The following is a 19,880-nucleotide window of genomic DNA, read 5'->3' as shown; positions in this document are numbered from 1 at the left end:
TCTTCTTTTTATAGGGTCTATTTTTTATAGATTCGCTTTATTCTCCAGCTTCGCCATTTCCTCTAAAAATTCTTTGATCCCATCCTTGCCTGCGGTCATCGCTGCTTGATACATCGTGTCCAGATCCGCACCGATCATCCGCTGATTGAAGGATTCGATGATCATTGGCAGATTCACGCCAGAAATCAAACGGTAGCGGTGGTCCTTCAACTTATTGAAGCAAAGGGCCGCTTGGTTGTAAGGACTTGCTGAAAACAAATCGACCAGCACCAATACCCCGTCTCCTTTATCCAGTGCACAGATCCCTGCTTGGATCTTTTCACTGAATTCTACAATGTCATCGCCGTGCTTCAGACCCAATGTCTGGTATTGCTCCTGTTCGCCCATGATCAGGCTCAAGCTATCCATGATCCCTGTCGCCATCTCGCCATGAGTAACGATCAATATTCCTGTCATCTACGACACCTCTCTTTTCTCGTCTCTGTTACCAATTAAAGTGCATTACTGTTTTGTTCCAGCCTGGGTTCTCAACAAACTTCGCCATCATTTTTCTAAAGTCTTCGCCTGCCGAGATCTCAACGATCTGCTCAGGCAAGATTTTACTCAACGCTGCTCGGTACTCAGGTTTTTTCATGCCTTCAACGACTGCTTCAAAATCACGCGTTGAGGACCGGCTGCTTCCGTGAGCCGTGATGCCCTTTTCCAAAATATCCCGTGTGTCGATCGGAACTAATTCTTCTGTAACACCCATGAAAATGATGTCTGCTAACGAATCCGCGATCTCGATCGCCTGGTTCAATGCACTTTCGCTGAATTTTCCGCCAGTACATTCGATCAAAACATCAAATTTCTCTGTTGAATGTTCAAAATCGTAAGTCAAAACATTTTCTGTTCGCGCGAAATCAAAATTGGCGAGCTTATCATCTGCGGCACCAAAGACAACAAAGCGCTCCGCGTCTACTCCATATAAGTATTTCAGCATCACTGCCGTAAAGTAGCCGACAGGGCCATCTCCAAAAAGTGCCACTCGTGTATCGGCTTTTTTCAATTTGTCTTCAACATGACTGATCGCATGATGAGAAACAGACGAAAGTTCCGCTAACACGGCGATCTCATTAGGAATCTCCTCTGGAATCCGGACCAGACATTCTTCTGGGTGGACCAGACGACTTTGCGCCATGCCATCGTAACCGCTTCCTAAAAAGGCGTTCCCTTTTGAATAATTCACCGGCACATCCGGCTTCTGGTCGATCTCTGGATGCAGGATCTGACCAGGGATATTCGGTACAACAACGACCCGATCCCCCACGGAGAATTTTTCCGATTGGCTGTCTGTCACGACGCCGATTCCTTCGTGCAGCAGCGCCATCGGTAATTTCTTCGCTAACGCCTCTGGACGACGCAGCCCTGCGAAATATCTTAGATCTGCATGGCAGATACTTGCATATGTTGGTTCTACCGCTACCCAACCCTCTGGAAGGGCTCGCGTTTTAGTTACTTCTTTAATTACTCCTGGCTCAACCAGACTAAAAACTGTTGATTCAACCGACTGTCCCATTCATCTTCCTCCTCGTTTTCGAGCGCTCATTAAAACTCTTTATTGCTCGTAAACGAGTATATCATCGAATGTAACGTTTTGTAAACGCTTTATTTTTAAAATATCATGGCGAAAGCCTTCGATTATTTGACTCGTCAATCTTTTTCTTGATATAAAAAAACACGCTTCTGGTTGATTAGACTACTTTAACGCTTTTAGTACCCCGCTCGTCTCCTTAAATGATTATCAGAATAGAGACACTCATAAAAGCTCGTTTTTGCACGTTTAGAGGCTTTATATATTGACACTTTCCATTATTTTCCATAGACTAGGGGATGAAAACGCCTTTCTCAAGTAACAATTGTTACTGTGAAAGCGAGAGGATGAAGAAAAATGCTAACAGGAGAGCGTCGAATAAAATTACTGGAAACCATTGAGAAGAAGCAATTTATCTCTGTATCCCAATTGTCTGAACTTTTTAAAGTGCATGAGACGACGATCCGCAGAGATCTTGATGAACTTGAAGCGCAAGGCTCAGTCGTCAGGATTCACGGCGGCGTCGTTCCCGCAAGCATCAAACAGGACGAACCCGCCTTTGAAGATCGTGCCACTGAAAATATGTTGGAGAAGACCCGTATCGGAAAGTACGCCACGAATTACATCAATAGCGGGGAAGCCATCATCTTAGATTCGGGGACGACGACTCTACAGATCGCACGAACTCTAAATGAGATGCCCCAACTGCAAGACATTACGATCATCACCAACGATGTCAACATCGCCTCTGTCTTGCGCTCCAATCGAAACATCACCACCATCGTTACCGGCGGGACCCTTTTCCATGACAGCTTTATGTTGAACGGACAAATTGCCAATGACTCCCTTAAACAGCTAAGTGTCGATAAGGTCTTCATTGCCACGCCTGCCCTCAATGTCGAAAAGGGCTTGACGCATTTTAATGAGCTGCTGATCACCACGAAGAAAAACATGATCGATGCCTCCGCAAAAAAGATCGTCGTGACCGATCATACAAAGATCGGGCGCCGTGCCCTGTACACCTTCCTGCCGCTTGACCAGATCGACTTGCTGATCACCGACGATCAGACCGATAAGAAGCTGATGGATGAAATGTACAAAAATGGCATCAAACGCATCGAAAGTATTTAAAAAAAGTACCGTCTATGCTGTAGGGAGAGACTACAACATAAACGGTACTTTCTATTTTTTACGCCATGACTTGGTCTTGGATGATCCCCGCCGCTTTTAGGAACATGCAGGTGACTACGGGGCCGACGAAGGTGAAGCCTCTTTTTTTCATGTCTTTCGCGATCACTGTCGCCTCCGGCAAGGTATTCGGAACCTCATCAGACATTTCATACGTATGAAGGATGGGCACACCGCCGACAAAATCCCACAGATACGCTGCGAAGCTGTCGTAATCGTCTAAGAGCCCTACGATCGCACGTGCGTTTTGCACCACTGCCTTGATCTTTCGATGATTGCGGATCATCTCAGGGTCCTTGGCGATCTGCTCGACATCTTCTGGGAAAAAAGCCGCAACTTTGCGAAAATCCATGCCGCAAAAATTCCGTTCAAACACCGTTCGTTTGCCTGCGGCAGCTTGCCAGCTTAACCCTGCTTGAAAAACCCCCACCGTCAGCAATAAAAACAGCAAGCGATCGTCATGTGTCGGCTTTCCCCACTGATCACTGTACCATTGCGATTTTTTCATTCCTCTGCACCTCCTGCTTTTTGATCCTGCGAAACGACACGCCTTTCACAGGACCACGTTGGATTTTTTTCTGACCGATCTCTGTTTCCATTTCCTTTAAAGATACCATGTGCTGCCTTGAGAGACAAAGATCCGACCAGTCTGTCGACTAGCCGGATCTTTGGTTACTTATTTTTTACGTTTGATGTAGACGATCCCTGCTAAAAGAAGCAACACGACAACACCCATGATCACTAGGATCATTGATTTTTGTTCGCCTGTTTTAGGCAGATACGTATGGTTACGACCACTGTAATTGCTTCCGTATGTGGTGTGTGACTTGTTCGTATCCGTCGTTTGGCTTCCGCCCTTCTCTTTAGCACTCGTCCGTTTCTTGACGTTTTCCTTTTTGACTGTCACTACTCGTTTCTTCGCAGTCGTCAATTGGAAGGTCACTGGTTTCGTGTTCAAGATATAGCCCTTAGGTGCCTCTGTCTCTGCTAGTTGATACTTGCCTGGTTCCAAGTCCGATACAACAAGCGTCCCTGTTTTATCGGTCTTCAAATTTTCTTTTAAGACGTTGCCTCGTTGGTCTTGCAAAGCAAACGTCGCGTCGGCTAAGCCTTCACCCGTTTTGCTGTCTATTTTTCTCAATGCCACGGTACAAGTAAGACCGTCGATCGTCTTGCCCTTATTCGTTTTCGTTACGTGTACAGGACTTGTTTGGTCTGCTTTGATGGTAAATGTCACAGGCTTGGCATCCAGTTGATACCCCGCTGGTGCTTTGGTTTCCACAAATTGGTACTTGCCTGGGGCCAATTTTTCCACTGCTAGACGGCCATTGTCGTCCGTACTCATCGTATCCGTTTTGATCGTTTTGCCTTCTTGCGTTTGCAACTCAAATTCTGCGCCAGGTAGCGGCTGTTTCGTCGCTTCATCGACTTTTTCTAAAATTACTGCGCCAGTGACGATGGCCTTATTGGTCTTTTTCAGTTCGATCGTTTCTGCTTGATCCTTCACTGTAAAGGTCACAGGCGTCGTATCCTTCACGTAGCCTGTTGGTGCTTCTGTCTCAACCAATTGATAGGTGCCGGGCGCCTGTGTTTTAAGGACGATTTTCCCTGATTTGTCGGTCACAAGATCAGACTCTAACACAGTCCCTTTCTCATTTTTCAGCTCAAAGGTCGCACCAGACAATGCTTCTCCCGTTTTTTCGTCCGTCTTCGTTAAGGTGATCGATCCGGGTTTCACAGGTGTCTTCGCATTGGTTTTCTCTACTTCTGCGGCTTTAGACTGAGCTTTCGTGATCGTGAATTCTAATGGTGACGCGTCTTTCTCGTAACCCGTTGGTGCTTGGGTCTCCACAAATTGGTAATCTCCAGGAGCCAGATCTGCAACTTCTAATTTCCCGTTGCCGTCCGTGATCAGATCCTCTTGCAGCGTCTTTCCAGCCTTGTCTTGTAATTGGAAGGTCGCGCCTTTTAGTGTTTCCTTCGACTGCTCGTCCACTTTAGTCAAAATAACTGACCCAGTTGACAAGGTGTTGGTTTTCGTCACATTGACAACTTGACCTTGACGTTCGGTGATCGAGAAGGTCACAGGTGTCTTATTCAGCGCGTAGCCTGTCGGTGCTTCAGTCTCCACAAATTGGTAGTCTCCGATCGTCAGATCCTTCACGGTGAAGCGTCCGTCAGTTCCTGTTTCGTGGTTCTCGCTGATGACAGTGCCATCCGCTTTTTCTAGACGGAATTTTGCACCTGCTAAGACGTCTTTCGTTTGTTCATCCGTTTTAGTCAGCTCGACACTGTTTGCGACCGTTTCTTTATTAACGACTTTGATCGCCGCCATATTCTCTGTCAACGTGATCGCTTTTCCATCTTTATACTCTGGATTGATCTCGTAGCCGTTTGGTGCTTTGCTTTCCTTCAGCAAGTACTCGCCCAGCGGCAAGCCTGTAAAGGACAGTTTGCCCTCGGCATCCGTATCTGCTTTCAAGCCTGTTTCTGTTCCGTCTTCTTTAAGGATCTCAAAGGTCGCACCTGCTAACCCTTGATCCTTCTCATTCACTTTCAACACGTCTAGGTCCGCAGTTTTCACCACACCCGTTCCGCTGCCGTTTGTAAAGCTTAGATTGACAGCCGTATTGACTTGGCGGTAATAGGCATTCAGCGCGCCATAGCTTGAAGAATTCACTTGAGAATTGTTTTTTACTCCGCCTGGAAATTCACTGACGGTATTGTATTTTACTTGAATGTTGCTCTCTGCTTTGTAATCAGAAAACGCAATTTTGAACGTATTTCCTGTAAAGGACAAGCGGTAATGGTCGGTGCTGATCTTTTCACCAGTCGCCGTATCCGTCACAACAAAAGAAGTCGGATCATAGGCCGCATTCGTCGTTCCAGGGGTCAATGTGTCCGTGACCTCAGGATCTTGGACAGGCATGCCTGCTGTAATGTTTCTCGTGGTCACGGTCCAGTTCGCTACATTTTCTTTTACTGGGTCTTTGGCAACGGACTTCAATAGCGCATACTCATAATTGTAGGCATACACGCTTGCTTTGTACTCCGCTGGTGTCTTGTCATCATAGGTAACTTTTGCAACGTTGTCTAAGCGATTGTAGACATACCAGTCGCGTTTGACTCTGGTTCGGTATTTCACGTATACCCGTTTGGCGCCTAAATTGCCAAATTCCAGATTGACCTGATTGTTCGCCGTATCGATCTTCGTTGGGTAAGCGTCGGAATTTTCTGGAACCAGATTGTAGTCCGTACCAAGGTAACGCTGGATGTTGTCGATCATTGATTGACTGGTCACTTCTTCAAAGCGGAGTGAGCCTGGCACAAGTTCTGTTCCTGCTGGCAGACTATCTTGCATTTTCGTTAAGTTGAAGTTGGCTCCGGTCGAATTTACAAAGACCAGCCAGTTTTGATAAAGATAATCGCCAGAAGTACTTGCTGTCTGGGCTAATTTTGCCCCGCCTGTGTAGTACGGATCAGTAAATGTCCCTTTCGCATCATACTCGATGACGCCTGGAGAATTGCCGTAGTTCAACGTCGCTTTGTTTTTGATCTCGGTTTTCTCAGCAGAGGTTTCGATCTTCGTTTTGATCGTGATGACTAAGGTATCCTTCAGCTCGTTGTAATCCCCTAGGAAATCAATGCGCACCCCGCCGTTGAAGCTATCTGGAGCGCCGTTGACATTTGGCTTGGCACCAACCGGCGACCCATTTTCATCAAATTTAGTGACTTTATAGTCCACATTCTCAACTAACGGCACCGATTCCGTGTCAGAGATTTTCTTGCTGATCGTTAATCCCGTATAGTCCTTGACCGCGCCAATGAAGTAGTCATGCACCACTGGATTTGTCATCTTGTATTTTTCAGCATTGACCGTGATCTTCCATTCCATCGTACGATTGAAGATGTCGATGGTCCCCGCTTCTTTTGACAATAGATTCGGAATAAGACTCACTTGCGCTTCTTTTGTTACCGTCCCATTCGTTACTTTGTTCTTGATGACGCGTTCAGTAGGATCGGTAATTTTAGTCGAATATCGAACGATGTACGCTTGTGTCGTCGCCGACTTAGGCGTAAAGCTCAAGGAATCCTTCCCATCAGGCGTGATCGTAAAGTCAGAGGTGCCCTCGCCTTCAGAAACGACCTCGTAATTGTTTTCACTCGTATAATTAAATTTAACTTTTTCAATACTGATCGAACCGTCAACCAGCTCGACACCTTGGTCTTTCAAATTGGCGAGCAACTGAGAAGACGTCGTCAGCGGCTGCTCATTAAAGTTGTATTTGATCTCCCAGTCAATGTTTCCTGTGTCTGGATTGATCTTTCCTTTTGCTTCTAACGGCTGCAGCGTCACAAACGCTTTGCTCGCATTGGTGTAATTCAACTGAGTGCCATTTTCATTGGTATAAGAATACGCATAAAAATAATTGTATTCATTTCCCGCGACAGATTCATCAACATAATTGTTGCCGTCAATGCCGGATACGACTGATTCTGCGATGACCGCTTTTTTCCCGATGGACTTCAGCAGCTTGATTTCTGCGACAGGTCGATTGCTGTCTGCATTTTTATAGGTAATGGTATAATCAACGTCTTTTGTTAATAATGTTTTGCTGCCCACCAGCGTGCCATTGAAATCGACATCGCTGGAATAGACATTGACAGACTCAAAGCTCATTTTGCTGCCATAGTTATAGCCTTCCACTTGGTACATCCGATCGTTATTATCCGTCCGATCCAAATTGAACGCGGAAGTGATCGTCGCCTTCTTCGGATTCAATGTATCCATAGTGAGAGCAGTGGTGTTTTTCCCTGGATCAACACTAGATGTCACATCGATCGAGAAGGTCGTTGGTGTGGGTGCCGTGTCAAAAACGACTTTCTGGTTCTCTTCGTCAATGCCGTTGACCTTTTCCAAAGAGGTAGTCAAGGTCAAATCATAAACTTCTGAGGAAACATTGTCCTCTAAAAAAGTGATCGTTAATTTCTTCGTCGCCGCATCGATCGTCCATTTTGCCGAAGTCATTGGACTAAAATCGCCAGATAAATCTTTTGCGATGGCTACTTGAGCAGGCAATTGTGTCGTGAAGGTATCTCCAGTCTGATAATTCTTATTAGAGAACGAGAATTTCAATGCCAGCTTGATCCCAGTCATATCGGGCAGCGTGTCATTCGGCTTTACTTCATCCCCATTGATTTTGTACATTTTTACCGAACTGAAAATATTGTCCGCGATAGCTGCACGCGCTTGTTTCTTTGCTGCTTCTTTTGTTGTTGACGCCGTTGTTGCTTGCGTGGCTTCTGCGGAAGACCCCGTGCTGTTGCCGTCAGCCGTTTGGTCTTTGCTGCTTGAAGTCGTTGTTGTTGCTGTCGTTGCCGACGTTGCTGCGGTCGACGTACTTGCCTCCGGCGGTTTCACCGCTGAAGAGAGGCTCTCCTTCTTCGCCGACTGCGTCGTTGATTCTGTGGTCCCTTGTGCATAAGCAAAGGTTGGACTAAGTATTTGAAGAACAAGTAACATAACCAACCCAACCACAACTAATTTCTTTTTCATTTTTATGAACACCTTCCTTAACTCGCTAATCAACGAAACCGATATCATTTTTTGAACCATTATCTTTCCGTTACATTAGACGTTTTTTGCTTTATTTTCATTATATAAATACCTAAAAATAAACTTTTAGTAATCAATAAATTATAAAACAATGTCAATTGTAAAACAACGTCATAAATTGGCACACACTGTGTTAAATTTTGAACATACCTACAACAAATCTAGATAGAAAAGAAGGAAAGTGGTGACAGTTACAAAAATAGGTCCTTTAGACAAGCAAAAAGGTGCTCTCTATCCTATAGAATAAAGAGCACCTCATCCTTCAATGTGCTTTCCTAGTGAGCGCAGTTTAATTCAGTAGGCGTTAAAAACAGGCACGCCTTTCGGCTAATCTGTGACGCTTTGCACGTGGAATTCTGCTGAAAAGCGGCATAACGTTATAAATAACTTATAGCAGCTTTTCTGTTTACTTAATAATAAAAAAAGTTGCTCCTCACACCCAAGCTGACCGCCCAAATTTAAGGGGAAAAATAATGATTTTGGTGTTTGCTAAAAAGGAGCGAACATTTTAACAAGATTGGATGCTTTTGTCCGCGATTTTGCCGCTACAGCCATACCGCTCATACTTCCGTAAAACGATTGCATGAATAACCGAACGTTCCAATAAACTCATCATTTCTAAGAAAAATGAACGGCCTTCAGCTATGCTAGAATCAACCTATAAATAAGTTTTAATTAAGTAACTAATCGCTGATTTTCTAGACACTTTTTCTTAGATGTCTAAAAAGAACAGCGAATAAATAGCATAGAAAGGTGTGGCTCTTATGTTTAGAGAACTCTTCTTGACCCGCCAGCAGCAGAAGAAGATTCATTTCTTTCAGCTGATGGAAGGGTATCCCGCCGGCGAGTATTCCGTTCAAAGCCTCAGTCAACAGCTAGATTGCAGCTACCAGTCCTTTTTAAACATGTTGCAGGAGATCAACGACACACTCCTTGCCATTCACGAAGAGCCCCTGTTCATTAATTCTTCTACTATTTATTGGGAAAGCACGCCCACTCGTTCCAATAACTTTCTGATCACACAAGTCAAGCACTCGCTGCCGTATCGCTTTTTACTTTCCTCTTTGTTTCACCCAGATAAAAGCCTCCACAGCTTTTGCGAAGAACATCGGGTGAAGGAGATGACCGTTTTAAAACAAATGCGTCCCTTAACAAACTATTTGGAAGAATGCAATATTCGTACGAATTTGGCGAAGATGGCATTGATCGGTCACGAAGCGGTCATTCGAATGTTTTACATCAAAACGCTGTGGTCGGCATCGTTTGGGGATGATCTCAATACATGTGCCATGGATTTCACACCAGAGGACAATCTGGTCCGGGATTTGATGGACGTTTTCCACCTGCCTCTCCATCCTAAACTGGTTCGTCTCATGCTTTGCGTTTCCCGTTTGCGGAATACGCAACAGAAGCACTTGACCGCACTGCCTTTTGATGACCTCTTGTTTTCCCAGATCACGCCGCTGCTAGAGAATTATTTGAGCAACCAACTGAAGACGGCTGAAGCAATCACGCATCAAGTGGAATTTTTTAATTATCTTTTCTATTACTACCCCTACGAAGCAAAGAATCAGCACCCTTCCTCCAATCCTTTGATGTTTTATTACACAAAGAACGTGGAAGAACGCGACCCCTTGTGTTTGGCGATCGACAGCTTTTATCGCTACTGCTCCTGCGAACTGCTGCAAGGAGTGCTGGGGGAGCAGGAGGAACGGATGCTGCTGAACAACGTCGCCCGAACGTTTTTGAGTTATTCGATCCAGAAGAAGGAGATCCCGCTGCTGTTTGAAACCGGCAGCAAAGAAAAATTCGTAGACTCGGAATTATACGGCGAACTCTATCCGGCGATCAAAGCAGCGGTTAAAAAACTTAGTCGCCGCAGACAGCTTGCTTGGCTGGAGAACGTCCTCGACTCCTTAGCCAAAACGCTTTGCTTGAGTCTATTGCCGCTATTTTTCGTCACAGATGAAAAAATTCGTGTCGGCCTCGTGTCGATCCCAAATTATTTGTACCTGCAGCATGTCATCAAATACCTGCAAAGTCTCACGTTCATCGAGATCGTCTTTCAACCGCAGCCCAATGATCAGATCGACCTCTTCATCACGACCTTTAAAGAGCTTCTCCCCAAACAAAACGCGGCCTATTACCTATTGAATATTTTAAATACCAATTACGAAACGGATCTGCTGCCGCTGTTACTGTCTATTCAAAATAAAAAAAGATTTGCCTCATAAAAAAAATGCCTGTACTCAACATTTCCATTGAGCACAGGCATTTTTGTTAGATATTTTGTTGTAAGTCTTCATAAAAGGCAGCTTTGGTAGCTGAGATATACGGTGCCAACCATAAATAAGCGATCCCTAATGTCAACGCTGTGACAAGGTACCAGCCAATAAATGTCACATCCAGCCAGAAGAGGCGGCCCTTGTGACCGTCCATCAAGCGGCGGCTTGCAGTGATCGTATCCAATACTTTCGGTTTTTCTCCCGTTTGTTGGATCTGATCATAGTAGATAAAGTAGCTTTGAGAATACGCGTACGCTTTTACGATCCCCGGAATGATAAATAGCAATGTCCATAAAGAAGTAAAAATGCTCGTAAGCAAGGCTAACAAGATCACTCCGCCAAGGAATACGCCTTGGAATCCACGAAATGCATCCTTCAATGGTTCGATATGCGTGCGGTCTCCCCGTAATAAATCTAAATAAGTCCAAGAAATCCCACTCATGAACAATGCACTGATGATCGAGGAAATGATCCCGGTTCCTCCGCCACTCGCACTGCTTTGATTGTAATCCGAAGCATAGGAGAACATACTGGTGCTATCTCCTCCGCCATGGATAATGTAGGCGATCACGCCGGATAGCAGGAAGAAAAATACTATCGCTACCGTCAACAATGTTGGGATAAGATTCAAAATAACCGCTTGTCCCCATTTCCCTCTCAACGCTTCTTTCGCTTCTGCTTTTAATTCAGCAGTCGTCTTCATAAATAATAACCCCTTTCTATCCAATAGTTTAATCTATTGTGGATTTTTTAGAAAGTGATTTAAACATTTGGCGGCAATTCATCCACTGCATCCAGTGCCTGCCAAAATTCAGACAACACCTGAGAATGGTAGCGGCTCTTTCGCATCACGACAGAAATATCATTGACCGAGCGCCAGTCTTTGACCTTTACTTCCTTCACTTTCCCCTGCTGGATCGCTTCTTGAACCAAGGGATACGGCAACACAGAGAGACCGAATCCCCCTTTGACCGCTGAAAGAAGCGCCTGCGAATCAATGCTCTCCCAAAGCGGAAAAAGCTTGTAGCCTTTTAATACCGCCGCAGACTCAAACGTCTCTCGAACAGCACTCCCGCGTTCACGAAGAAGCAACGGCTGCTGCAAAAGTTCCGCAAAGCTGACTTCAGTCACTTCTGCTGCGGGCGCGGCGACGACACAGAGGCGATACTCCGCGATCTTTTTCGCCTGAAAAGAGTTCTGCAAGACATGCCCTTCAATAAAGGCCAGATCTGCCTCTCCGCTTTCTAGCCGAGTGATCGATTCAGAAGCTGGAAAGACCTGCACCTTAAAATGAACGTCTGGATGCGTCATCGTGAAACAGTGCAGCAACTGGGGCAAGGCGATCTGCGCATAGGTGATGCACGAAGCGATCGTTACCGGTGTCTGCTTTTCCAGACTGGGCAAGCGCGCCTCTACTGATTCAAAGGCTTCTATGATCGGCTGGATCTCCCGCAAAAACAACGCGCCAGCAGGCGTCAGCTTGACACTGCGGTGCAGTCGTTCAAAAAGCTGTGTCCCCGCCTCCTCCTCCAAATCTTTGACTGCGTGAGAAATGGCCGATTGCGTCATATATAGCCGATTAGCCGCCTTAGTAAAATTTTGCGTTTTCGCAATCTCGCGAAAAATGACACATTGCTTGTAATTCATACCTGTCACCTTCCCATGAATTTTATTCATGTCTATAGCTTAATAGTATCATTTCACACATGGCAAACCAACCGATATACTAGAGAGAAAGCAGTAAGAAAGGGGCTTTCCATGACAAAACTCAAATTTTATTTATGGCTAGCAGGAATCAATTTATTCATCAGTACCTTCACCTTTGGCGGCGGCTATGTGGTGGTCCCCATGATTCGGAAGTATTATGTCGAAGGAAAAGACCTGTTCTCCAATGATGAATTGATCGAAATGGCGGCAGTGGCGCAGTCCTCTCCCGGTGCGATCGCCATCAATCTAAGCGTACTAGGCGGAAAAAAAGTCGCGGGAATGCCGGGTGTTTTCATCAGCGCCATCTGTGCCATCATTCCGCCACTCGTCATTTTAGGATTGATCTCAAATTGGTATGCGGCTTTTGCGGCCAATGTAACGGTGATGGCTGTCCTAAAAGGCATGCAGGCCTGTGTCACGGCTCTGATCATTGATTTGGTGATCGATATGTATCAATTGATCCGACAAGAAAATTCTAAATTATTGAGTTTACTGGTGCCTGTCGCCTTCATCGCAAATGCCTTTTTCAACTTGAATGTGGTCTATATTTTAGTATTCAGTGTCGGGATCTGTCTCCTTCACACCTATCGCCAACAGCAAACAAGGGAGGTCTGATCATGGAATTATTCTGGACATTTTTAAAAATCGGCTTATTCAGTATCGGCGGCGGGTATGCCATCATTCCGCTGATCCAAGAGCAAGTCGTCACGCATCAAGGGTGGCTCAGTGAAAAAGTCTTCAGTGACATCATCACGATTTCGCAAATGACGCCCGGGCCATTAGCCGTCAATACGTCTACCTTCGTGGGGATGCAGCTAAACGGGATCACTGGCGCTATCGTAGCTACTGTCGGCTGTATTTTAGGCGGCTGTCTCATCTCTATCGGCCTGTATCAATTTTTTCAAAAGCACCAAGACTCCCTTTATGTTTCCACCGCCTTGAAAAGCTTGAAGGCCTCCTCCGTAGGCTTGATAATGTCCGCAGGGTTCACGATCCTGCTCCTGACCTTTTTTGAGACCTCTGACTTTTCCGGCAGTCTGCTCGCCCACTTTGATTGGAAGGCCGCGATCCTGTTTCTTGTTTCCTTGATTGCGCTGCGCAAGTTCAAGCCCAACCCGATCCTCTTGATGTGCTTCGCCGGAGTTGTCGGCTTCTTTATCTATTGATAATGATCAGCACCCTCTTCTCGTTTTTAAAACTTGTGTTCCCCAAAATCAATGATAAAATAGGGGAATCACAGAAATTAAGGAGAAGCGGAATACATGACCAATGCATTAGAAATAAAAGACCTAAAAAAAAGATACGCGACAGGCGTTGAAGCGCTAAAAGGCATTGATCTCGTCGTTGAAGAAGGCGACTTTTATGCTTTATTGGGACCAAATGGGGCTGGAAAATCGACCACGATCGGCATCATCACCTCGTTAGTCAACAAAACCTCCGGCAACGTGAGCGTCTTCGGCTACGATCTAGACAAGCAGCTCGTTATGGCGAAGCAGCAGATTGGCTTAGTCCCGCAAGAATTCAACTTCAATCCCTTCGAGACCGTCCAACAGATCGTTGTCAACCAAGCGGGCTACTATGGGGTTCCTCGGAAAGAAGCCATGATCCGCAGTGAGAAATACTTGAAGCAATCCGACTTGTGGGAAAAACGCAACGTCCGAGCACGGATGCTTTCAGGCGGGATGAAGCGTCGTTTGATGATCGCACGTGCACTGATGCATGAACCGAAGCTGTTGATCTTGGATGAACCAACCGCTGGCGTGGACATCGAATTGCGTCGTGAAATGTGGACGTTCCTTAGAGAATTGAACGAAAATGGAACAACGATCATCTTGACGACCCACTATTTAGAAGAAGCAGAAATGCTTTGTCGCAACATCGGAATCATCCAATCAGGAGAATTGATCGAAAACACCAGTATGAAATCCTTATTGGCAAAATTACAATTCGAAACTTTTATCTTCGATTTAGAACCCTACGACACGCAACCAACGATCAATGGGTTCAAGCACACCTTTGCGGACGAGCAGACGCTTGAAGTCGAAGTCGTGCGGGATCAAGGGATCAACGAACTGTTTGAACAATTAACAAACCAAGGAATCAAGGTCCTTTCTATGCGGAATAAATCTAACCGCTTAGAAGAACTATTCCTGAAGATCACGGAGGAAAATCATGTCTAATCTTTATCTCACTGCCCTAAAAAGTTTGGCAGCTAAGGAAACCAATCGCTACTTGCGAATCTGGGTGCAGACACTGGTGCCGCCAGTGATCACCACGTCGCTATATTTCGTCATCTTTGGAAACTTGATCGGCGGACGGATCGGAGACATGGCGGGCTTTTCCTACATGGAATTTATCGTGCCCGGTCTGATCATGATGTCTGCGATCACCAGCTCTTATGCAAACGTCTCTTCTTCCTTCTTCTCTCAGAAATTCCAGAAGAACATCGAAGAGATCCTTGTCGCTCCAGTTCCGACCCACATCATCATCTGGGGGTTCGTCGCAGGCGGTGTCGGCCGCAGCGTCTTGGTGGGGACACTCGTGACCATCATCTCGCTCTTCTTTGTGCCGCTGCATGTCTATTCTTGGGTGATCGTCGTCGTTACGCTGCTGATGACAGCGATCCTATTCTCATTAGCAGGTTTGCTGAATGGAATCTTCGCTCAATCGTTTGATGATGTCTCGATCGTACCAACCTTTGTGTTACAGCCGTTAACGTACCTTGGCGGTGTTTTCTACGCGATTTCGATGTTGCCGCCTTTTTGGCAAGGTGTATCAAAGATCAATCCGATCGTTTACATGATCTCCGGCTTCCGCTACGGCTTCCTCGGTATCATGGATGTATCGATCGTTGTCTCTCTGTCGATCTTAGTCCTGTTTATCATTGTTCTATATAGCGTCTGCTGGTATCTGATCGATCGCGGACGCGGGTTAAGAAGCTAAGTAAAATAGAAAAGCGAAACAAAAAAGAACTGGATGTGCCGAATCAATGATTCGCATCCAGTTCTTTTTTGTAGTTTTGTACCGCCTCGATGCCTAGAAGCAGGCCATAACAGGTATCACTGCCGGAGGTATGTCCGATCGCCAGCAAGCCCTCCACGACAGAAGCCAACTCAGCCTCAGAGCTTTCCCGTTGCAAGGCCTGCTGCAACGCGATGAAGGGAGAGCTGGCATAGCCTGAGAGCATCGCTGCTAAATAATCCCCACTCACGTCTGTTGTCCGCTTTTGCGCCGCAGCAAGCGGTTCTGTCAACTTATCCAGGAAGGGATGCTCGTACGACCGAAGCATAAATAAGTACCCCATCAGAAGATCGTCTCCGCTAGGTGTCAGCCCTTTTCCCCTTCCGACAAAATAGGTGACCAGCTCGTGCCAATCGTAGGACTCCTGACCGGGATTCCTGAGAAATTCACTATAGGCGCGCTCTTTTTCTCCAAGAACCAGCCCTAACCGTGTTTCCAATTGTTCCTCTAATAAAACCCGTTTTAACCGTTCAAGGACGCTTCCTTCATAGACCATCGCTCTCACCTTCAGCGAGACAGGAAGGACTTCAGAGAAAACTACCTTTTTGACCCCTGAAGCATCATAGACCGTGATTGAATCTTCAGCGAGTTTGACCACATTGCCTTGCTGACAAAAGGGGCGGAACTGGCGAAACGTTTCTTGAGAAAGCTGAATACCAAAACTAGATAAGAATTCTTCTGAGGCGGTCAGATTGATCAGCTGATCCTTGACGCTCAGATTCAATGACTGATCGAATACACTGTGTACTTTTCCCACCGTACCGAAACGATCTATCGGCAGCAAATACGTGCTGATGCGTGCTGCGTTAGGTTTCATAGCCGATCCTCCTTCCCTTCTCAGATAATCCATAAAAAGGCAGAAGAAGCTCCTGCCTTTTCTTTCTATTCTACTCTATGATGGACACGTGGTGGTCTACTTTTACTGTCACACGACCATTTTTGATCACATACAATCTTTCTGGCACATCAATGATCGCATTGGCTTTTACCTTCGTATCCAATAAAATCAAATCGGCCTTTTTCCCGACACCGATCCCGTAATCCTTCAAACCTAATGCTTTCGCTGGATTTTCAGTGATCATCGGCAGCACCGTCGGCAAATCATCCGCCCCGCCTAAATGTCCTACAGGGATCGCCAACATCGCGATTTGAATCAAGTCGCCATTGCCATACGGAGTAAACGCATTGCGGATATTATTTGTTGCTAAACAAACATTGACACCCGCGTCGCGCAATTTACGAATCGGTGTCACCCCTCGACGAACATTGTATTCATCATTGCGTGCACCGAGATGAAGGTCTGTTGCCGGTAATGGCATCACATTGATCTTGGCTTTTGCCATCTTATCGATCACACGATCCAACTGTTCCTTCGGCATTGCGTGCAATGCGGTCAAATGTCCTACCGAAACGCGTCCTTCATAGCCTTCCGCAAGGATCTTATCACAGAGATACTCGATCGAGGTGTCGTCCGCTTCATCTGCAAAATCCTGATGCAGATCAATGTCCTTGTCGTATTTCTTCGCGATCTCAAACACCAGATCAATATGCTCATTGGCAGGTGCATCGTTATAAGGAATCCCCCCTACCACGTCTGCCCCCATGTCCATTGCTTCATACATCATTTTTTCCGTTCCAGGAGCTTTGAAGATGCCTTCTTGAGGAAAGGCTACGACTTGCATATCGATCCGATCTTTGTATTCTTCTTTAAGCTTCATGATCATGTTGAAGCCAGTAAATCCTTGTGCCGGATCAAACTCTGAATGTGTTCTCACCGCTGTTGCACCACGGCGAATGATCATTTCCAGCGCTTCTTTGGCACGGGTGTACACATCCTCTTCCGTAAACGTCGGCTTCAGCTTCGCCGTTACCTCGATCGCTTCTTTTAATGTTCCAGATTTGTTCGGTTCACGATCCGCGATCAATGCTTTGTCTAAATGGATATGGCTTTCCACCAATCCGGGAATCAGCACACGCCCCGCAGCTTCAATGACTTCTTTCGCTGTTTCGTTGATTTGCGGCGCAATTTCTGTGATTTTCCCATTCTCGATAGCGATATCCTGCAATTCTTCGCCATCAGCGAGTCTTGCCTGTTTGATTAATAAATCCATTTTCCCACTCCTTGTCTAATTAAGAATCTATTTTTATCTTTTTAAGTATCACTCGTCCCATTAACCAAAGATCAAGCCAATGACCAACAGTAAGACAGACGCCATGCTCAACCACTTGATATTGCCCTTTACGACATCCAGAATAGGAATCTGGAAGCCGGATGATAAGGCCTGCATCGTTATATTTACGAAACTCATTTGACTGCCCAAGCCTACCCCGATCGTCACAAAGCCTAAAGCCAACGGCGGGAATCCTAAGGATACAGCTACTGGCAATACTAAGGTCAAGACGGACCCTACATACGCTCCTGCCGGCACCCCGATCAACACTCCTGTCAGGATCGCCACAGGGACCACGACAAATTCTGGCGCGTTCTGAGCCACTCCGGCAATTACCGCAAAGGTGCCTGTTTGAGCGATCACGTTGATGAAGGCTAAGAAGATTCCTACTTGGAACAAGCGCGTCAAGATATACGTCGAGCCATCTACCATTGCTTCGACCGATTGGTTCATGGAGAAATCTGTACAAATAAATACCAACGCCAACGTCAAGACCATATAGACCAACGGCGTGAAGAGTGTGAAACCGATCAGCTCATTCACGATGGGTCCAAAGATGACCGCAAACAGTAAAAAGATCGCAGGCAACGTCAATTTGAACAATTCGCCATTTGTTTTTTTATCAAAGACATCATCGGCAGATTCTTTAAAACCGATCTTCCGACGTTTCGTTCCCCAAAAAGCCAAAATAATTGCCAGAACTACAAATAGCAACCAATAAGGACGCATCGTTGACACATAATCACTCACACTGACATCGCCTAATTTAGAGACGATACTTGATTCTAATGAAGCTGGAGACGTTGTAAATGACACGGCTGCTGAAAGCGACATTGCCGCGATCAACTCAGGTACGACACCGACTGCAGCAAATGCCAAGGGAGCAATAACCATGGCGCTTCCGCCACCGATCCCCGACATATACGTTGCAGCCGCCAGCAAGATGACAATAAAGGCAGAGACATATTCCACTTTTCCTTTTGTTCCGCGTTTCGCCAACGTCAATGCGGCAGAATAGCTTCCTGCCTTAAACACAGCCATGGCGATCGCTGAGTTGATGATTGGGACAGTGATGCTCAACATAGAAGGGATCGTCTCTAATAATTGTGCATTGGCATCGGCCAAGCTGATCCCTCCGATCACCATGGCTAAGACACCCGCAACCAACCCGGCAATGATCATATCTACTTTCAAAAACAGCAATACCAATACTAAGATCAACGGGACAATGACCAATAGGGCTTGAAAACCTGTTGGTGCAGTTACTTTATCCAAAGCCTCAGCAGCGTATGCGTTGATTCCTGATGTCGCGCCAATCAGCAACATCAATAAAAAGAACGTTATTTTTCGCTTCATCGCTATACTCCTCACATTTTTTATGAACAACTTATCCTTGTTCCATAACCATCTACGATATTGCTTAAATTCTCGATCGAGGTGATCACAGCTTCACGTTTTTTACTTTCCTGAACAAAATCAATCGCCGATTCTACTTTAGGCAGCATACTTCCCGCTGGAAATTGATTTTCTTGGATGTACCGCTTGGCTTCTGCGATCGTCAGCTTTTCTAATTTCTTTTGATTCGGTTGATTGTAGTTGATGTAAATATTATCAACTCCCGTCAAAATAATTAAACGATCTGCCTTGATTTCTTTTGCCAAATGGTTGGCAGACAAATCTTTATCAATGACCGCTTCGACTCCTTCGTATTCTCCCTGCTCGTTTTTGATCACGGGAATCCCGCCGCCACCAACACAGATCGTAATGATCCCTGCATCCACCAAGGACAAGATCGCTTCTTTTTCAACGATCCGCTTTGGTTTTGGTGACGCAATGACTTTTCGATACCCGCGGCCTGAATCCTCTTGATACGTGCCATCTCCAGCCGCCATTTTCTCGTCTGCTTCCGCCTTTGTATAAAACGGGCCGATGGGTTTCGTTGGTTCTTCGAAGGAAGGGTCCTTTGCGTCCACTTCTACTTGTGTGATGACACTGACGACAGATTTCTGAAGGTTTCTCTTTTGCAATTCGTTTTGGACCGCTTGCTGAATCCAATAGCCGATACTGCCTTCTGTCATCGCCACATTGGAATCCAACTTCATCATAGGGGTCTTTTCTGAGTCTCCCGCTTTTTGCTGGATCAGCAGATTCCCGACCTGTGGACCATTCCCATGGCAGATAACGACTTGTTCTCCTAATGCAATGAATTCGATAATATCTGACGCGACTTTGCGTACGACCTCCTTTTGTCCCTCGTCAGTTGGAATGGTATCTAAAATGGCATTTCCGCCTAAAGCTATCACATTTAATCCCATATA

Annotated in this window: 16 protein-coding genes; 6 read left to right on the top strand and 10 right to left on the bottom strand. The window is 45.9% G+C overall.

What is annotated here, in order from left to right; translation table 11 throughout:
* Window positions 1–24: 24 nt before the first annotated feature.
* Window positions 25–456 (bottom strand): PTS sugar transporter subunit IIA, encoded by a 432-nt coding sequence (locus tag A5868_RS02700; RefSeq protein WP_010781862.1) that lies wholly within the window; start codon window positions 454–456, stop codon window positions 25–27.
* A 28-nt stretch (window positions 457–484) separates the two neighbouring features.
* Window positions 485–1,558 carry an alcohol dehydrogenase catalytic domain-containing protein gene (locus A5868_RS02695; protein WP_086306136.1) on the bottom strand — a complete coding sequence of 358 codons (1,074 nt, stop codon included), beginning with the start codon at window positions 1,556–1,558 and terminating at the stop codon, window positions 485–487.
* Window positions 1,559–1,930: 372 nt separating this feature from the next.
* On the opposite strand from A5868_RS02695, the gene A5868_RS02690 reads away from it, so the two are divergent.
* The gene (locus A5868_RS02690; RefSeq protein ID WP_010781864.1) at window positions 1,931–2,704 is read left to right on the top strand and encodes a DeoR/GlpR family DNA-binding transcription regulator; all 774 of its coding nucleotides are present in this window, start codon (window positions 1,931–1,933) and stop codon (window positions 2,702–2,704) included.
* Between the two features lie 58 nt (window positions 2,705–2,762).
* On the opposite strand, the gene A5868_RS02685 is transcribed toward A5868_RS02690, so the two are convergent.
* Complete coding sequence (locus A5868_RS02685; RefSeq protein ID WP_010781865.1) at window positions 2,763–3,269, bottom strand: DNA-3-methyladenine glycosylase I; 507 nt, start codon at window positions 3,267–3,269, stop codon at window positions 2,763–2,765.
* Between the two features lie 168 nt (window positions 3,270–3,437).
* Entirely contained in the window at window positions 3,438–8,318 is a 4,881-nt protein-coding gene (locus tag A5868_RS02680) for a SpaA isopeptide-forming pilin-related protein (protein ID WP_086306135.1), read from the bottom strand.
* Between the two features lie 824 nt (window positions 8,319–9,142).
* On the opposite strand from A5868_RS02680, the gene A5868_RS02675 reads away from it, so the two are divergent.
* Window positions 9,143–10,612 (top strand): helix-turn-helix domain-containing protein, encoded by a 1,470-nt coding sequence (locus A5868_RS02675; RefSeq protein WP_086306134.1) that lies wholly within the window; start codon window positions 9,143–9,145, stop codon window positions 10,610–10,612.
* Window positions 10,613–10,658: 46 nt separating this feature from the next.
* Here A5868_RS02675 and A5868_RS02670 read toward each other — a convergent pair whose 3' ends face one another.
* Together A5868_RS02670 and A5868_RS02665 are read right to left on the bottom strand one after the other, a co-directional pair.
* Window positions 10,659–11,366, bottom strand: a complete 708-nt coding sequence (locus A5868_RS02670; RefSeq protein WP_086306133.1) for a DUF975 family protein — start codon at window positions 11,364–11,366, stop codon at window positions 10,659–10,661.
* Between the two features lie 59 nt (window positions 11,367–11,425).
* Complete coding sequence (locus A5868_RS02665) at window positions 11,426–12,310, bottom strand: LysR family transcriptional regulator (RefSeq protein ID WP_086306132.1); 885 nt, start codon at window positions 12,308–12,310, stop codon at window positions 11,426–11,428.
* Window positions 12,311–12,421: 111 nt separating this feature from the next.
* Here A5868_RS02665 and A5868_RS02660 point away from each other — a divergent pair, with 111 nt between their 5' ends.
* From A5868_RS02660 to A5868_RS02645, 4 genes are all read left to right on the top strand, one after another.
* The gene (locus A5868_RS02660; RefSeq protein WP_176281394.1) at window positions 12,422–12,985 is read left to right on the top strand and encodes a chromate transporter; all 564 of its coding nucleotides are present in this window, start codon (window positions 12,422–12,424) and stop codon (window positions 12,983–12,985) included.
* A gap of 2 nt (window positions 12,986–12,987) precedes the next feature.
* Window positions 12,988–13,536, top strand: coding sequence for a chromate transporter (locus A5868_RS02655; protein WP_086306130.1), 549 nt, complete (start codon window positions 12,988–12,990; stop codon window positions 13,534–13,536).
* 96 nt (window positions 13,537–13,632) lie between these two features.
* Complete coding sequence (locus tag A5868_RS02650) at window positions 13,633–14,550, top strand: ABC transporter ATP-binding protein (RefSeq protein WP_086306129.1); 918 nt, start codon at window positions 13,633–13,635, stop codon at window positions 14,548–14,550.
* Complete coding sequence (locus A5868_RS02645) at window positions 14,543–15,313, top strand: ABC transporter permease (RefSeq protein ID WP_086306128.1); 771 nt, start codon at window positions 14,543–14,545, stop codon at window positions 15,311–15,313. Before A5868_RS02650 ends, A5868_RS02645 begins: the two co-directional genes overlap by 8 nt.
* Before the next feature lie 43 nt (window positions 15,314–15,356).
* Here A5868_RS02645 and A5868_RS02640 read toward each other — a convergent pair whose 3' ends face one another.
* The 4 genes from A5868_RS02640 to arcC all read right to left on the bottom strand — a co-directional run bounded on the left by A5868_RS02640 (window position 15,357) and on the right by arcC (window position 19,877).
* Window positions 15,357–16,208 (bottom strand): DUF2877 domain-containing protein, encoded by an 852-nt coding sequence (locus A5868_RS02640; protein WP_086306127.1) that lies wholly within the window; start codon window positions 16,206–16,208, stop codon window positions 15,357–15,359.
* A 70-nt stretch (window positions 16,209–16,278) separates the two neighbouring features.
* Window positions 16,279–17,502 (bottom strand): amidohydrolase family protein, encoded by a 1,224-nt coding sequence (locus A5868_RS02635; RefSeq protein ID WP_086306126.1) that lies wholly within the window; start codon window positions 17,500–17,502, stop codon window positions 16,279–16,281.
* A 60-nt stretch (window positions 17,503–17,562) separates the two neighbouring features.
* Window positions 17,563–18,888: a citrate transporter gene (locus A5868_RS02630; protein ID WP_371191122.1), complete on the bottom strand. Its 1,326-nt coding sequence runs from the start codon at window positions 18,886–18,888 to the stop codon at window positions 17,563–17,565.
* Window positions 18,889–18,938: 50 nt separating this feature from the next.
* Complete coding sequence (arcC, locus tag A5868_RS02625; RefSeq protein WP_086306125.1) at window positions 18,939–19,877, bottom strand: carbamate kinase; 939 nt, start codon at window positions 19,875–19,877, stop codon at window positions 18,939–18,941.
* Window positions 19,878–19,880: the final 3 nt, after the last annotated feature.

The sequence above is a fragment of the Enterococcus sp. 12F9_DIV0723 genome, assembly GCF_002174375.1.
GTDB classification, from domain to species: domain Bacteria; phylum Bacillota; class Bacilli; order Lactobacillales; family Enterococcaceae; genus Enterococcus_A; species Enterococcus_A gilvus.
The sequence above is the reverse complement of the archived record's forward strand: the minus strand, read 5'-3'. Positions and strand labels throughout refer to the sequence as shown.

Bases quoted from the DNA above. Each gene is read 5' to 3' on its own strand.
- A5868_RS02680 (WP_086306135.1), bottom strand. From the start codon at position 8,318: ATGAAAAAGAAATTAGTTGTGGTTGGGTTGGTTATGTTACTTGTTCTT.
- A5868_RS02630 (WP_371191122.1), bottom strand. From the start codon at position 18,888: ATGTTGCTGATTGGCGCGACATCAGGAATCAACGCATACGCTGCTGAG.
- A5868_RS02695 (WP_086306136.1), bottom strand. From the start codon at position 1,558: ATGGGACAGTCGGTTGAATCAACAGTTTTTAGTCTGGTTGAGCCAGGA.
- A5868_RS02690 (WP_010781864.1), top strand. From the start codon at position 1,931: ATGCTAACAGGAGAGCGTCGAATAAAATTACTGGAAACCATTGAGAAG.
- A5868_RS02685 (WP_010781865.1), bottom strand. From the start codon at position 3,269: ATGAAAAAATCGCAATGGTACAGTGATCAGTGGGGAAAGCCGACACAT.
- A5868_RS02650 (WP_086306129.1), top strand. From the start codon at position 13,633: ATGACCAATGCATTAGAAATAAAAGACCTAAAAAAAAGATACGCGACA.
- A5868_RS02700 (WP_010781862.1), bottom strand. From the start codon at position 456: ATGACAGGAATATTGATCGTTACTCATGGCGAGATGGCGACAGGGATC.
- A5868_RS02635 (WP_086306126.1), bottom strand. From the start codon at position 17,502: ATGGATTTATTAATCAAACAGGCAAGACTCGCTGATGGCGAAGAATTG.
- A5868_RS02665 (WP_086306132.1), bottom strand. From the start codon at position 12,310: ATGAATTACAAGCAATGTGTCATTTTTCGCGAGATTGCGAAAACGCAA.
- A5868_RS02675 (WP_086306134.1), top strand. From the start codon at position 9,143: ATGTTTAGAGAACTCTTCTTGACCCGCCAGCAGCAGAAGAAGATTCAT.
- A5868_RS02670 (WP_086306133.1), bottom strand. From the start codon at position 11,366: ATGAAGACGACTGCTGAATTAAAAGCAGAAGCGAAAGAAGCGTTGAGA.
- A5868_RS02655 (WP_086306130.1), top strand. From the start codon at position 12,988: ATGGAATTATTCTGGACATTTTTAAAAATCGGCTTATTCAGTATCGGC.
- arcC (WP_086306125.1), bottom strand. From the start codon at position 19,877: ATGGGATTAAATGTGATAGCTTTAGGCGGAAATGCCATTTTAGATACC.
- A5868_RS02640 (WP_086306127.1), bottom strand. From the start codon at position 16,208: ATGAAACCTAACGCAGCACGCATCAGCACGTATTTGCTGCCGATAGAT.
- A5868_RS02645 (WP_086306128.1), top strand. From the start codon at position 14,543: ATGTCTAATCTTTATCTCACTGCCCTAAAAAGTTTGGCAGCTAAGGAA.
- A5868_RS02660 (WP_176281394.1), top strand. From the start codon at position 12,422: ATGACAAAACTCAAATTTTATTTATGGCTAGCAGGAATCAATTTATTC.